We start from the raw sequence: 13,804 nt of genomic DNA, 5'->3' as shown, positions 1-13,804 counted from the left end.
CGGACGTGCGCATCGCACGCCCGCCGCCCGTGGGAAGCCCGTCAGTTGCAGGCCACCGTGATCTCGAACGGCTTCGTGATCATGCCGGCCATCGGGTTCTTCATGTCGGCTCCGGCGGCCTCGCCGGTGATGGTGTAGGTGCTGCCGTCGACGGTGACCTCGGCGTCACCGGTCTTCATGCCGCCCATCTGGGAGACGGCGAGGGCGTTGCCGTCGACCACCAGACCGAGCGACTCCACCTTCGGGGTCGCCTCGTCGGTCATCACCACGCCCAGCCCCTGCGCGCCGCCGCCGATGGGAGCGCTCGCGACGTTGATCTTGCCGGCCTGCTTCACGCAGGTCACCGAGGACAGGTCGAGGCCGGCGAGGTCCTGGCCGCCGACCTTGACCGAGGTGGCGCTGCTCGAGTCCTGGCCGGTGGCGGCCGCCGTCGACGCCGGCGCGTCGCTCTTCTCGTCGGAGCACCCGACCAGCATCAGCGCCGCGGCGACCATCCCGATGCCCGAGGCCACTACTCGCTTCATGTGCTTTCCCTTCATCCGCGTCGCCCCAGTGGCGTCGTCACGCCGAGAAGTACAGTCGGCGCCGATTGCTACCGATCCCAACTTCGTTCCGCGGTACGGTGAGCCGGTGTCCGATGCGCAGCCGGATCCACCGCCCGCCGACGAGCCGCCCCCCGCCGCTGAGGCGATCGACGCGGAGGCGATCGACGCCGAGGTCACCGACGCCCAGGTCACCGATGCGGACGTCATTGATGCCGCCGGCGCGCCGGTGCCGCTGGAGCCGACCGGTTACACCGCAGGCGGAGTGCCGACCTTCGACGCCGTACGGGAGAAGATCGAGACGCGGTTCGGGACCGCGCTGGGGGCAGCCGAGCTGGCCTCGGAGACGCCGGAGGGGCGCAGCGTCGAGGAGCAATTCGAGGCGCGGCAGAAGGCGGCCGCCGACCGGCTGGCCGAGATCCGGGCGTCGATGAAGCGCCCCGACGACCACTGAGCGTGCGCTCCTTCACCGTCGAGGAGCGGCGGGCGCGTCTGGCACGACGGCACCTGCTGACCCGCGACGTGCCGCTCGACGTGCCGACGATCACCGCCCGGCTGGTCGCCCTGCATGCCACCGACCCCGCCACGCCGTTCCTGTCGCTGTGGGCGCGGTCGCCCGGCTTCGTCGTGGCCGACCTCGAAACGGCGCTCTACGAGCAGCGGTCGGTGCTCAAGCACCTGGCGATGCGCCGCACGCTGTGGGTGATCGCCGCGTCGGATCTTGGTGCGGTGCAGGCGGCGTCGAGTGACCGCGTCGCGACCGACGAGCGTCGGCGCCTGCTGGCCGACGCCGTCAAGGCCGGTGTCACGTCCGCCGGCGAGGAGTGGCTCGCGGCGGCGTCATCCGCAGTGCTGGACCACCTGGCCGAGCACGGGCCGACGGGGGCCCGCGAACTGCGGGCCGCGCTGCCCGAACTGGCAGGCGACTACGACCCGGCGCCGGGTCGGACCTGGGGCGGCACGACCCCGCTGTCGCCGCGGGTGCTCACCGTCCTCGGCGTGCAGGGGCACATCGTGCGCGGCCCCAACGACGGCGCGTGGACGACGTCGCGGCACCGCTGGTCGAGCACCGCGCACTGGCTGCCCGGGCATGCTGGCGCGCACGCCGCCGAGGTGGCGCGCGAGCGCGTGGTGCGGCGCTGGCTGTGGGCGTTCGGCCCGGCGACCGAAGCCGACGTCACGTGGTGGTTCGGCCAGACGCTGGGCTGGACGCGCGCCGCGCTGCGCGACGTCGGCGCCGTCGAGGTCGATCTGCACGGCACCCCCGGCGTCGCGCTGCCCGACGACCTCGAGCCCGAACCGGCCGTCGAGCCGTGGTGCGCGCTGCTGCCCGGTCTCGACGTCACCACGATGGGTTGGCGGCACCGCGACTGGTACCTCGGCGACCACCGCGCCCACGTCTTCGACCGCAACGGCAACGCCGGTCCGACGGCTTGGGTCGACGGCCGGGTGGTCGGCGGCTGGCGTCAGGACGACGCCGGCCGAGTCGAGCTGCAACTGGTCGAGGACGTCGGTGCCACGGCCTCGCGCGCGTTGCAGCGCATGGCCGGCGAACTCACCGACTGGCTGGCGGGCGTCCGGGTGAAACCCCGGTTCCCGTCGCCGCTGTCGAAGGCTCCGGCATGACCGGACTCAGGCGCTGACCTTGACCTTGCGACGCTTCTTCGGTGCCTCCGCCGGCGCCGTGGCCGCGGGCAGCAGCTCGGCGAGGAAGCGCCCGGTGTAGCTGTCCGGGCTGGCGGCGACGTCCTCGGGTGTCCCGCTGGCCACCACGGTGCCGCCGCCACCGCCACCCTCGGGACCCATGTCGACGATCCAGTCCGACGTCTTGATGACGTCGAGGTTGTGCTCGATCACGATCACGGTGTTGCCCTTGTCGACCAGACCGTTGATCACCTTCAACAGCTTGCGGATGTCCTCGAAGTGCAGGCCCGTCGTCGGCTCGTCGAGGATGTACACCGTCCGGCCGGTCGACCGCTTCTGCAGTTCGGCCGCCAGCTTCACGCGCTGCGCCTCGCCGCCCGACAGCGTCGGGGCGGGTTGCCCCAGCCGCACATAGCCCAGACCGACGTCGACCAGCGTCTTCAGGTAGCGGTGGATCGACGAGATGGGTTCGAAGAAGTCGGTGGCCTCCTCGATCGGCATGTCGAGGACCTCGGAAATGGTCTTGCCCTTGTAGTGCACCTCGAGCGTCTCGCGGTTGTAGCGGGCGCCCTGGCAGACCTCGCACGGCACGTACACGTCGGGCAGGAAGTTCATCTCGATCTTGATCGTGCCGTCGCCGGAGCACGCCTCGCAGCGACCGCCCTTGACGTTGAACGAGAAGCGGCCGGGCTGGTAACCGCGCACCTTCGCCTCAGTGGTCGCCGCGAACAGGGTCCGGATCTTGTCGAACACGCCGGTGTAGGTCGCCGGGTTCGACCGCGGTGTCCGGCCGATCGGCGACTGGTCCACCCGGACGAGCTTGTCGAGCTGGTCGAGCCCGTTGATGCGGGTGTGCCGACCCGGGACCTGCCGGGCACCGTTGAGCTTGTTCGCAAGCACCGACGCCAGGATGTCGTTGACCAGCGTCGACTTGCCGGAGCCGGAGACGCCGGTCACCGAGGTGAGCACGCCGAGCGGGAACGAGACGTCGATGCCGCGCAGGTTGTGCTCGCGCGCACCCACGACCGTCAGTTGGCGCTTGCGGTCGACGGGCCTGCGGATCGCCGGCACCTCGATGCCCTCGCGTCCCGACAGGTACGCACCGGTGATCGACTCCGGGTTCCGGAGCAGGTCGCGGTAGGTGCCGCTGTGCACGATGCGGCCGCCGTGCTCCCCCGCGGCGGGACCGATGTCGACGATCCAGTCGGCGTGGGCGATGGTGTCGAGGTCGTGCTCGACGACGATCAGCGTGTTGCCGAGGTCGCGGAGCCGGACCAGCGTGTCGATCAGCCGCCGGTTGTCGCGCTGGTGCAGTCCGATGGACGGCTCGTCGAGCACGTAGAGCACGCCGACCAGGCCCGAGCCGATCTGCGTGGCGAGCCGGATGCGCTGCGCCTCGCCGCCGGACAGCGTGCCCGCCGCCCGGGACAGCGTCAGGTAGTCCAGGCCGACGTCGAGCAGGAAGCCCAGCCGCGACTGCACTTCCTTGAGCACCTGACCGGCGATGGCCGCCTCGCGCGTGCCGAGCGTCAGGTCGTTGAGGAACCTCGAGCAGTCCGCGATGGACAGCTCGCAGACCTGCGCGATGGACTTGGTCTGGTCGCCGGCGGTGAGGCTGACGGCCAGGATCTCCGGCTTGAGCCGGGTGCCCTCGCAGACCGGACAGGGCACGTCGCGCATGAAGCCCTCGTAGCGCTCCTTCATCTGCTCGGACTCGGTCTGCTCCATGCGCCGCTGCAGGAAGGCCATGACGCCCTCGAAGTCGGCGTAGTAAGACCGCGTGCGGCCGTAGCGGTTCTTGTAGCGGACGTGCACCTGCTCGTCGCAGCCCTCGAGGATCGCGCGGCGCGCCTTGGCGGGCAGCCGGTTCCACGGCGTGTTGACGTCGAAGCCGAGCGCCTCGCCGAGGCCGATCAGCATGCGGGTGAAGTACTCGGCGGACTGTCCCATCGACCACGGCGCGATGGCGCCCTCGGCGAGGGTGAGGTCGGGGTCCGGCACCACCAGTTCGGGGTCGACCTCCTTGCGGATGCCGAGGCCGGTGCACTCCGGGCACGCACCGTAGGGCGAGTTGAACGAGAACGAGCGGGGCTCGAGGTCGTCGACGGCCAGCGGGTGCCCGTTCGGGCACGCCAGCTTCTCGGAGAATCGCTGCTCGCGGTGCGGGGCGTCCTCGTCCTGGTCGACGAACTCGAGCACGACGATGCCGTCGGCGAGGCCGAGTGCGGTCTCGACGGAGTCGGTGAGGCGCTGCTTGGCCGAGGCCTTGACGGTGAGACGGTCGACGACCACCTCGATGTCGTGCTTCTCCTGCTTCTTCAACTTCGGCGGCTCGGTGAGCGGGTGCACGACGCCGTCGACGCGGACGCGGCTGTAGCCCTGGGTGTTGAGCTTGTCGAACAGGTCGACGAACTCGCCCTTGCGGGTGCGCACCACCGGCGCGAGCACCTGGAAGCGGGTGCCCTCCTCCATGGCGAGCACCTGGTCGACGATCTGCTGCGGGGTCTGCCGGGCGATGCGCTCACCGCACACCGGGCAGTGCGGCGTGCCGGCGCGGGCGTAGAGCAGGCGCAAGTAGTCGTACACCTCGGTGATGGTGCCGACGGTCGAGCGCGGGTTGCGGTTGGTCGACTTCTGGTCGATCGACACCGCGGGCGACAGGCCTTCGATGAAGTCCACGTCCGGCTTGTCCATCTGTCCGAGGAACTGCCGCGCGTAGGCGGACAGCGACTCGACGTAGCGACGCTGCCCTTCGGCGAAGATCGTGTCGAACGCCAGCGAGGACTTGCCCGACCCGGACAGGCCCGTGAACACGATCATCGCGTCCCGCGGCAGTTCGAGGTCGATCCCCCGCAGGTTGTGCTCGCGTGCACCCTTGACGATCAGGCGGTCGGCCAACTGATCCCTCTCTGAACCCCGAACGGACACCGGAGACACGGCCTCCGGCTACGCGGATGTGCTCCGCTCTCATGCTATGTCGCCCCACCGACACGTCTGGCGACGAGTGTCGGCGGGGACCGATACGGTGGCGGCATGACCGCCGTCACCGATGACTACACCGGCCACGTCGACCCCGGCACCGCCGCCCGACGCGTCCTGCCGGGCGCGACGATCGTCAAGGCCTCGGTGGGCCCGATGAACAACAACGCCTACCTCGTCACGTGTTCCCAGACCGGCGAGACACTACTCATCGACGCGGCGAACGACGCGTCGGTGCTGCTGGACCTCATCGCACGGTACGCCCCCACGCTGACGCTCATCGTGACCAGCCACCAGCACCCGGACCACACGGTCGCGCTCGCGGAGGTGGCCTCGCGCACCGGTGTCCCGACCGCGGCACACCAACTCGACGCGGAGCCGCTGCCCGTCGCCCCGGACCGGCTCCTCGCCGACGGTGACGTCGTCGGAGTCGGCGAGCTGCGGTTCGACGTCATCCACCTGCAGGGGCACACCGAGGGATCGGTCGCGCTGGCGCTGTCGGGTCCGGCCACCGGCGGGGTGGTGCACCTGTTCACCGGGGACTGTCTGTTCCCCGGCGGTGTCGGCAAGACCTGGCGCGACGGCGACTTCGAGCGGCTGCTCGACGACGTGACGCGCAAGCTCTTCGATGCCCTTCCCGACGACACCGTCGTCTACCCCGGGCACGGCGACGACACGACGCTCGGCGCCGAACGCCCGCACCTCGCCGAGTGGCGCGAGCGGGGGTGGTGAGGTGAGGCCGTGGCCGACCCCCGACGTGCCGGGCCCCGGCCAGGAGTCGGTCTGGGACTACCCCAGGCCGCCGCGGCTCGAGGAGTTCCACGGCCGGATCACCATCGAACTCGGCGGCCAAACCGTCGCCTCCACCGCCCGCGGCTGGCGGGTGCTGGAGACCAGCCATCCCCCGACGTACTACCTGCCGCGAGAGTCCTTCGACGCCGGCGTGCTGCGCCCGGCGGCGGGCTCGTCGTGGTGCGAGTGGAAGGGACGGGCGGCGTACTTCGACCTCGTCACGCCGGCCCGGACCGCCGAGCGCGCGGCCTGGACCTACTCGACGCCGACGGCCGGGTTCGCGCCGCTGGGCGGCGCCCTGGCCGTGATGGCCGCGGCCGTCGACAGGTGCACCGTCGACGGCGAGGAGGTCCGGCCGCAACCCGGCGGCTTCTACGGCGGCTGGATCACTAGCCGGGTCACGGGACCGTTCAAGGGCATCCCCGGCTCGATGGGCTGGTAGCCCGCCCCGCCGAGGCCCGGGACTAGGACGTGTGGACGATGAGCACGTCGGTCTTCGACCGGCGTGCCACGTTCGCGGGCACCGAGCCCAGCAGGCGGCCGGCGATGGTGCTCAGGCCGACGTTGCCGACGACCAGGAGGTCGGCCTTCTCCTGCTCGGCGAGTTCGACGAGGGCGTCGACCGGAGCGCCGACGACGGCCTTCTCCTCGATGTCGGTGGCGCCGGCGGCGTGCGCCCGGTCGCGGGCCTCGCGCAGGATGGCGTAGATGGGGGCGTTGCCGGACATCTTGTAGCCCTCGTCCTTGAGGACGTCGGCGGCGCGGGAGTCCTCGCTCTGCGGGAAGTAGGCCGTGGTGACGATCAGCCGGGCGCCGGCGTTGCCGGCGATCGTTCCGGCGCGATCAACCGCACGCAGCGACGAATCCGAGCCGTCCGTCCCGACAACCACGGTCTTGTAGCCGCTCATCCATGCCCTCCAAGAGTCGTTTGCAACGCCATCGCCGAACATTAACCCGTTACCCCCGGGGTGGGGGCTGAATCGCCCGGATGGCAGCCGTTCTACCGGCACCGATGGTAACCGGAGGACGCCCATGGCTCAGGCGTTCGTGACGTACCGTACCCAAGCGCGGGCGCCGCCGTGCGATCGCATCGCCCGCCCGATGGTGACGTGGGTCATGGGCAAGCCAGGCCGTCGTAATCGTCGTCCACGTCAACGGTTTTCACCCCGGCTGGTCACCCGCGCCCGAAGTACAGCTCCTGGGTCGCGACGCACACCAACTCCCCCGACCGGTTGTACATCGTCGAGGTTGCGAGGCCGCGACCGTCTAAACCGCTGGGCGAACACTGATCTGACAGCACCCAGTCGGTCGGGTCGATCGGGCGGTGGAACCACAGCGCGTGATCGATGAGGGCGTTGAAGGTGCTCACCGCGGTGGCTCGGCGCATGGCGAGTGCGGTCTCCAGCATGGTCGTGCCCGACAGGTAGGTCAGCAGGCAGCTGTGCAGGACGGCATCGTCGGACACCGAACCCGCTGGGCGCCACCACAATCGGATCCGAGGCGACGGCTCCGGCGCGTCGATGGCCAGGCGCGGCGGATCGTCGACGTAACGGAGGTCGAAGGGTTGCGGACGCACCCAGTAGCCGTCGAGTTCGTCGGCGTGCGCGGCGAGGCGCTGCTGCACCGGCGGCAACGACTCGGGGGCCGGGACGTCGGGCATCGTGACCTGGTGAGCCGGTCCGCCGACGGGCGTACTGAACGAGGCGAGCGCTTCGAGCAGCACGGCGTCGCCCTGCCGCGCGGTCACCTTGCGCGTGGACAGCGTGCCGCCGTCACGGGCTCGCACCACGTCGAAGTCGACCGGGTGGCGGGCGTCGCCGGCACGCAGGTAGTAGACGTGCACGCTGTGCGGCAGGCGGCCGTCGACGGTCCGGCTCGCGGCCATCAGCGCCTGCCCGGCGATGTGGCCGCCGACGATGTGGTGGGCCGGATTGTCCAGCTGCGTGGCGACGAAGCGGTCGTCACCGCGGGGTTCGACGCGGAGCGTGTCGACGACGTCGGCCAGCGAGGGCGCGAAGGAACTCACGGCGGCATCATGCCGTAGCGGTGTGCGCTACCAGCGTTCGCGTCGATCCTCCGGTGCCGGGTGCGACGGCGGCGGCGCGTCGGCGTCGTGTCGTCCGGCACCGCGTGCGGCGGACCAGGCCGTGCCCTCGCAGACCAGGTCCTTCGGGATCGGCAGCGTCGCCGGTAGCTGCAGCCCGAGGTCGGGCATCGCACTACCGACCGGAATGCCCGCCGGTGCGACCGCGGGTGCCGGGATCCCGCTCAGTCCGCTCAGCGGGACGGCGGGGATGGGCGGCGCGGCGACGGGCGGCGCCGCGAGGCCTGCGGCGTCGACGACGGGTGCCGCCGCGGCAGCCGACGCGGCCTCTGGCGCGAGGACGGGCGCGGGAGCTGCCGCGGGTGCGGCGAGGGGCGCCGCCGACTCGGCCAGCGGGGCCACCGGCGGGGCCGGCGCGGGAGGTGGGGCCGGCGCGGGAGGTGGGGGTGGCGCGACGTCGACCGGCGGGGGCGGCGCGTCGATCGGCGCAGCAGGCGGCGGCGCGGCAGGCGGTGCCGGAGGTGCGGCAGGCGGCGGAACCTCCGCGGGAGGCACCGCTGCCGGCGGAGCAGGCGCGGGCGCCACGGCCGCCGCCTCCTCGATGGGTGCGGCCACCGGCGGCGGCGGTGCCGGTGGTGCCGCGGCGGCCATCTCGGCCACGGGCGCCACGGGCGGTGGGCCCACCGGCGGTGCCACGGCGGGCGGCACGGCGACCGCGGGCGGGACGACGGCGGCCGGGGGCGGGACCACGGGCACGGGCGGCACCGCCGCGGGGACCGGCGGCGGCACCGCGACCGGCACCGGCGCCGCCGGCGCGCTCAACGGCACCGTGACGGGTGCCGCCGCGTCGGCGATCGGTGCGGCCAGCGCCTCGACGACCGGCGCGGCAGCCTCGACCACCGGCGCCACGGCGGGCGGTGGCACGGTGGGCGGTGGCACGGCGGCGGGCGGTGAGACGGCGGCCGCCTCGACGATGGGCGCCGCTGCGGGCGTGACGACGTCGGCCGGCGGTGGCCCGGGGACGGCGTTCGCGAGCGCCGATGCGGCGGCATCGGTCACCTCTGCCTGCGTCGGCGGCGAGGCCGCCAGTTGCGCCACGATGTCCAAACACGGGACGCCCGGACTCGGCACCGGCTCGGCACTCGCCCACGGTGCGGCCAGGGAGACGGGCCAGAGCAGGCCGGCGGTCGCCATGGCCGCCACGGCCACCCGATTGGTCGTGCGCAAGGTGCCTTCCCATGGTGACTCGACGCGATGGAACGGGACGCCGATGCGTGCCTGAGAGAAACCTAACCTGTTACCGATGTTGCACAAGTGGTATCTGAGGCGGTTATCGAACCGTTGCCGGGCGGTGCCGACGCGGAGACCAACGTCACGGCCGCACGACGTTGCGCCGGAAGGCATTGTGGCAGTTCACGTCTCATGCGGACCGTTTGCCGAGGGCGCTGCGGCACCGCACCCTACGTGCCAATCGGTGTTTAGTCCAGCTAATCTGGTCGGCATGAGAACCACCTCGACGTTCGCCGCTGCCGCGATCCTGGCGGTCGTCGGCGTCTGGGCTCCCACCGGTGTCGCCAGTGCCGAACCCGCCCCGGCGCCGCCGCCCGCACCCAAGACGACCATCGACGGCGACGGCACCTTCAAGGTCGGCACCGACATCGTGCCCGGCGTGTACAAGTCGGCTGGGCCGATCGAGGGCAGCGCCTGCTACTGGAAGCGTCTCAGCGGCAACGAGATGGTCGACAACGGCCTCACCAAGAAGGCCCCGGTCGTCACGATCGACCCCACCGACACGACCTTTACCACCAACGACTGCCAGCAGTGGCAGCTGACCGACTGCTCCCAGAGTGCGTGCCCCAAGCCGTCCGGCATGCCACCGGGTGCCCTCGGCCCGCTACTGAGCATCCTCGGCGGGCAGATCAACCCGGGCGCGACCGCGCCCGGTCCGTCGGCCGACGCGCCCGCACCGGGACCCGCGCCCGCGGGCTAGCGACCGAGCGTCAGGCGCCGGACCGGTGTACTCGACGAGAGGAGGGCACCGCCGTGACGGTGCCCACCTGCGCCGCGTGCGAGCGGATGACGGGATTTGAACCCGTGTAGACGGCTTTGCAGGCCGGTTCAGCTAAATTGAGCGCGATACGAGCGCTCGCGAACTCCTCTCGCTAACAGCGCGCATAGCTCTGTGAGACAACCTGATTGGCATTCATTGCGTTTCGTAGGTCTCCCGCGCGCACTCGTATGCGCTCCCCCAGCAAGCGCCATGTCAGCGCCAGACTCAGCAAACGCGGTTTGAACGACGCTGAATGTCGTGCTGAACTGCGACGATGGCCGCATGACCGATTACGTCGATGCCTCCGGTGAACCCGGCGGCGATTACGTCGATCAGGTCCGGATCGTCTATCGCTCCATCGACCATCCGAGCGAGCCGACCCCACGCGCAACCGTTGTGCTGATCATCGACGCTGGAATGCCAATCGACCGCGCACGGCTGCGTACTGAGGTCGAGCAGGCGCACGGAACCCCGACCGATTCCGGTCTGATTAGTCACGACGACTTCATGAGCGAGGAGCGGTTCAAGAAACACAGCTGGGGTGCCGCGGGTGCGTCGCTGGAACTGCTCATATGGGTATCGACGGCGGCGGCCAGCGGGATCGTCGGCAGCATCGCTTACGACGGCCTAAAAGCACTGGCGAAGCGGTTGCGCGAACTGCATCCGCCCGCTTGGAATCCGCAACCGCTGGACGGCCAGGACGCGCAGCGGCGCGCCGTTCAGATGGCCCGCGCAGCGTGGCCGGATCTCGGCGAACCGATGACAGTGTTGTCATGCCACTTGGACGGCGACACGGCCACAGTTGTTTTGCGCGCACCCAATGGGTCGACCATCACGGCGCAACCGACGATGACCGCGTTCGACGCAATCGGCCCGATAACCCGCGCGAATCCCGACCCGCCAGCGGAGACCAGCCAAAGCTAGCATGGCGGCATACTCGTTGACATGGGCACTGACTGGACACCCGAAGAGGTTGCTGATTTAAAGAACGTGATCGCGATCGTTGGGAGCGCGGCGATAGACGGCACTGAGGTGGTGAACGCTCAAGGACGTTTAGACAACTACCTGACCAATCTTGAGAGCGCAACGCGAACGGCTACAGCCGCTGTGAATCTCTGCGGGTTGCTGCTTGAGCACCTAGTCCAGACTGAGCAGAAGAATCAAGATTACACCCGCGTGTTGCTGAGAGCCATGCAAGAGATGCAGCCGGAGGGCAGAGGGCCACTACCTGATGCACCTGGGCCGCGCAGTTACGCGCAAATTCTGAAGTTCGTCTCCGACACACTTCCTAGTATGTAGTGCTCCGGGAGCGGTCAGTAGGAAACCCGGCGGCCGATAGAAGCTCCGACGTAGTAATCCTGGCTTGCCAGCACTGCGCCCACCATCGCCCCCAACACGGGGTAGGTGAGCGTCAAAGCCGCCAGCCAGCCGTCCACGATCCGATGGGCAGCATCGAACGCGGCGTCCAGTTGGTCGTTCAACGGGTCTGCCGTGTCGACACCGCACAGCGCGGGAAATCGGGCCTCGACGTGCGCGATGGTCTCTTGGTCGTAGCGCTGCGCCACGGTGAGACCATCGCGGCCGGGATGCGGCGCGTTGAGTCGGTTCTGAACGTCAGCGATGCTGGCCTGAGCCTTGCGGAATCGTAGATCTGCCAACTTCTCTTCGGGCGTCATGCGCCGACCTGCTTACGGTCGTCCTTGCGAGTGCCGACCACGATGAAGTTGTAAAGCTGGCGATCCGAGCAGTGGATCTTGTGGCCGATCTCGTTGAACGACAGACGGCGCTGTTGGTAGCGCGCCGTAGATAGTGGGTTGTGACGGTAACGCCGAACAGTTCGTTGACCCGTTGGGCGATGGCGGGCAGGCCGACGTGTTTGGGTGCGTCGTCGTCGTTGAGTCGTTCGGCCTTCTCGTCGGCCGTCAGATCCGTTCGCGGGCACGCCGAATCCACCTGCTACGTGACATTGCGGATCGCTTTCGTTGAATCCCATTGCGTCGTAACGCATCGGGCCTTACCTGAATAGTGCTACAGCAACGTTAATGCACGTCAATGCGCCTGCCAAGGGTGTCAGCGCAATTCTGATAGAGTCGGGCTAGCCCAAGATCAGTGTCAGCAGGATCGTCACACAACATGCCTCTGAACTGCATGTATCGTCATAACCTGACCGATTTCAGCTCGTTTTCGACTGCCGCCTCTAGAGATTGATTGAATGGTTTAAATCGCTCGCAAATCGGATCGCAGATCATCCGAACCGCGTACTTCTTTACTTCTCAGCGTCGGCCACTTCGGAACTCTTGGAGCGGTCTGCGATGGCATCCAGGATCTTGCCGAACGGATTCGGGCTGTCCGGCTCTTCGTCCGCGAGACGTCCACGGAGATAGATGGTCTTCGCCATTCCGTTGCGGATCTCGGCTTGCTCGTCTTCGTCCAACGCCGAAATAAACGCTTCGAAGGTATTTAGGCGGATCTCCGCACTCTTGCTGGCGCGGGCCTGACGGTGATTTGTAGCGCCGCGACTGAAGAGGTACCCACCGAGGATCACCGCGCCGACGATGATGCTCAAACGCGTGAGGCTGACGGCCACGGTGCCGTCAGAGTCCTGGTTATCGAGAAAATGCTTCAGGACGAAATAGACGGGCGCAGCAATGACCGCCGTTCCGAGGAAGTCGTAGAGCCACGCTGCCGCCGACTTGCGCCGTGCTTGCATCCCGAAGTCTCGGGCGAAAGCCCGTTTGGCGAGCCACTCCGCCGACCCCTCAGCGGCGAGCGCCAACTTCTCGGCTGCGGCGCGGTGGGCTTCTGTTGCCTTCACCAGCTCATCGCCATCATCGACCAACTTTTGAAGCTGGGCAGACCTCGACTCGACGTCAGCCTGTATCGCCTTGTCGTAAGCCTCTTTGCCCGATTCTTCGATGCGGGCCACCGCGTCGGAGTACTCGGCGTCGCGGGCTTCCAGGCTGGTGCTGTAGCGATCTTCGACGGAGCCCATCTGCCCCTCAACCGTCGTCATCTGCGACTTGAGCTGAACTAGCTCCGCTTGCAACTCGTCGTTCTTCTCTTTCAGTACTTCCAGCGCCGTTTCCGCTTCCTCCTTGTACTCCCGGAACGCCTTACCGGCGGCTTGGGCCTGTCCGCCCGCGGGCAAGCTTGGCCATTGAGCGACGTAATCGAAAATCTGGTCGACCTGATCGGCGGCCGTGTTGACGTGATTGCCGTAGCTGTCGGGATCGCTGACGAACGTCGACATGGACGGATTGACCGAACCGGTCAGATGGCTGTGAACGACGTCGAGCATCGACGCGGTGTAGTGCTCTTTGATGGCCCTTTGCTGATGTTCGCTCAAGAGCTCTAGGGCGGTTTTGAGCCGGACGACTGAGAGCCGTTGTGGCGGGTCGAGATCTCTAGGCAGTTCGTCCATATGGCGGGCGAACTGTGCGACTTGCTCCCATACCGGGTGTTCGTCGAAGTCCTTGTCCGTCCAAAAGCTCATAGTCCTGATGGTCGCATCTGCGTACGACAATGCCAGCAAACGGTTTAGGGGTCGGTGTGTCGCCGGGTAAGCGTCAACTCAGCGCCAACACTCAACTTCGGATAGAGAGTTGAGGCCATCGAAATGGCCTCTAACTGCTACAACATGCGAGCGGATGACGGGATTCGAACCCGTGTAGACGGCTTTGCAGGCCGGTGCCTAGCCACTCAGCCACACCCGCACTGACCACGACGGTGCCAGCGCAGCGCCACGGGGACCAG

14 protein-coding genes and 1 tRNA gene are annotated in these 13,804 nt (G+C 68.6%); 7 read left to right on the top strand and 8 right to left on the bottom strand.

The genetic code is table 11. The features are described 5' to 3' along the window. Window positions 1-41: 41 nt before the first annotated feature. Complete coding sequence (locus tag FZ046_RS19210) at window positions 42-524, bottom strand: lipoprotein LpqH (RefSeq protein WP_070356168.1); 483 nt, start codon at window positions 522-524, stop codon at window positions 42-44. 226 nt (window positions 525-750) lie between these two features. On the opposite strand from FZ046_RS19210, the gene FZ046_RS19205 reads away from it, so the two are divergent. Further along, window positions 751-996: a PspA/IM30 family protein gene (locus tag FZ046_RS19205; protein WP_070356169.1), complete on the top strand. Its 246-nt coding sequence runs from the start codon at window positions 751-753 to the stop codon at window positions 994-996. 2 nt (window positions 997-998) lie between these two features. Further along, a complete protein-coding gene (locus FZ046_RS19200) occupies window positions 999-2,168 on the top strand; it encodes a winged helix DNA-binding domain-containing protein (RefSeq protein ID WP_070356161.1) in 1,170 nt (389 codons plus the stop codon). 6 nt (window positions 2,169-2,174) lie between these two features. Here FZ046_RS19200 and uvrA read toward each other — a convergent pair whose 3' ends face one another. After that, entirely contained in the window at window positions 2,175-5,084 is a 2,910-nt protein-coding gene (uvrA, locus tag FZ046_RS19195) for an excinuclease ABC subunit UvrA (protein WP_070356162.1), read from the bottom strand. A gap of 135 nt (window positions 5,085-5,219) precedes the next feature. On the opposite strand from uvrA, the gene FZ046_RS19190 reads away from it, so the two are divergent. Together FZ046_RS19190 and FZ046_RS19185 are read left to right on the top strand one after the other, a co-directional pair. After that, on the top strand, window positions 5,220-5,897 hold the full coding sequence (locus FZ046_RS19190; RefSeq protein WP_070356163.1) for an MBL fold metallo-hydrolase: 678 nt from the start codon (window positions 5,220-5,222) through the stop codon (window positions 5,895-5,897). Between the two features lies 1 nt (window position 5,898). Further along, window positions 5,899-6,399 (top strand): DUF427 domain-containing protein, encoded by a 501-nt coding sequence (locus FZ046_RS19185; protein WP_070356164.1) that lies wholly within the window; start codon window positions 5,899-5,901, stop codon window positions 6,397-6,399. A gap of 22 nt (window positions 6,400-6,421) precedes the next feature. Here FZ046_RS19185 and FZ046_RS19180 read toward each other — a convergent pair whose 3' ends face one another. The 3 genes from FZ046_RS19180 to FZ046_RS19170 form a co-directional block, all read right to left on the bottom strand. Next, complete coding sequence (locus tag FZ046_RS19180; RefSeq protein ID WP_070356165.1) at window positions 6,422-6,865, bottom strand: universal stress protein; 444 nt, start codon at window positions 6,863-6,865, stop codon at window positions 6,422-6,424. A 266-nt stretch (window positions 6,866-7,131) separates the two neighbouring features. Next, entirely contained in the window at window positions 7,132-7,983 is an 852-nt protein-coding gene (locus FZ046_RS19175; RefSeq protein WP_070356166.1) for an acyl-CoA thioesterase, read from the bottom strand. Window positions 7,984-8,010: 27 nt separating this feature from the next. Further along, entirely contained in the window at window positions 8,011-9,228 is a 1,218-nt protein-coding gene (locus tag FZ046_RS19170) for a hypothetical protein (RefSeq protein WP_246182817.1), read from the bottom strand. A gap of 274 nt (window positions 9,229-9,502) precedes the next feature. Between FZ046_RS19170 and FZ046_RS19165 the strand changes: the two genes are divergently transcribed. From FZ046_RS19165 to FZ046_RS19155, 3 genes are all read left to right on the top strand, one after another. Then, complete coding sequence (locus FZ046_RS19165; protein ID WP_070356279.1) at window positions 9,503-9,991, top strand: Rv1352/Rv1906c domain-containing protein; 489 nt, start codon at window positions 9,503-9,505, stop codon at window positions 9,989-9,991. 342 nt (window positions 9,992-10,333) lie between these two features. Further along, complete coding sequence (locus FZ046_RS19160) at window positions 10,334-10,975, top strand: hypothetical protein (RefSeq protein WP_125939868.1); 642 nt, start codon at window positions 10,334-10,336, stop codon at window positions 10,973-10,975. 21 nt (window positions 10,976-10,996) lie between these two features. Then, the gene (locus tag FZ046_RS19155) at window positions 10,997-11,350 is read left to right on the top strand and encodes a hypothetical protein (RefSeq protein ID WP_125939867.1); all 354 of its coding nucleotides are present in this window, start codon (window positions 10,997-10,999) and stop codon (window positions 11,348-11,350) included. 14 nt (window positions 11,351-11,364) lie between these two features. On the opposite strand, the gene FZ046_RS19150 is transcribed toward FZ046_RS19155, so the two are convergent. The 3 genes from FZ046_RS19150 to FZ046_RS19140 form a co-directional block, all read right to left on the bottom strand. Further along, on the bottom strand, window positions 11,365-11,727 hold the full coding sequence (locus FZ046_RS19150) for a hypothetical protein (RefSeq protein ID WP_070356277.1): 363 nt from the start codon (window positions 11,725-11,727) through the stop codon (window positions 11,365-11,367). Between the two features lie 590 nt (window positions 11,728-12,317). Continuing rightward, on the bottom strand, window positions 12,318-13,544 hold the full coding sequence (locus FZ046_RS19145; RefSeq protein ID WP_125939866.1) for a hypothetical protein: 1,227 nt from the start codon (window positions 13,542-13,544) through the stop codon (window positions 12,318-12,320). Window positions 13,545-13,693: 149 nt separating this feature from the next. Continuing rightward, window positions 13,694-13,764 (bottom strand) — tRNA-Cys (locus tag FZ046_RS19140). Window positions 13,765-13,804: the final 40 nt, after the last annotated feature.

The sequence above is a fragment of the Mycolicibacterium grossiae genome, assembly GCF_008329645.1.
Taxonomy (GTDB): domain Bacteria; phylum Actinomycetota; class Actinomycetes; order Mycobacteriales; family Mycobacteriaceae; genus Mycobacterium; species Mycobacterium grossiae.
This window is presented reverse-complemented; position numbering and strand designations above follow the sequence as displayed.

Bases quoted from the DNA above. Each gene is read 5' to 3' on its own strand.
- FZ046_RS19210 (WP_070356168.1), bottom strand. From the start codon at position 524: ATGAAGCGAGTAGTGGCCTCGGGCATCGGGATGGTCGCCGCGGCGCTG.
- FZ046_RS19190 (WP_070356163.1), top strand. From the start codon at position 5,220: ATGACCGCCGTCACCGATGACTACACCGGCCACGTCGACCCCGGCACC.
- FZ046_RS19180 (WP_070356165.1), bottom strand. From the start codon at position 6,865: ATGAGCGGCTACAAGACCGTGGTTGTCGGGACGGACGGCTCGGATTCG.
- FZ046_RS19165 (WP_070356279.1), top strand. From the start codon at position 9,503: ATGAGAACCACCTCGACGTTCGCCGCTGCCGCGATCCTGGCGGTCGTC.
- FZ046_RS19160 (WP_125939868.1), top strand. From the start codon at position 10,334: ATGACCGATTACGTCGATGCCTCCGGTGAACCCGGCGGCGATTACGTC.
- FZ046_RS19155 (WP_125939867.1), top strand. From the start codon at position 10,997: ATGGGCACTGACTGGACACCCGAAGAGGTTGCTGATTTAAAGAACGTG.
- FZ046_RS19150 (WP_070356277.1), bottom strand. From the start codon at position 11,727: ATGACGCCCGAAGAGAAGTTGGCAGATCTACGATTCCGCAAGGCTCAG.
- FZ046_RS19145 (WP_125939866.1), bottom strand. From the start codon at position 13,544: ATGAGCTTTTGGACGGACAAGGACTTCGACGAACACCCGGTATGGGAG.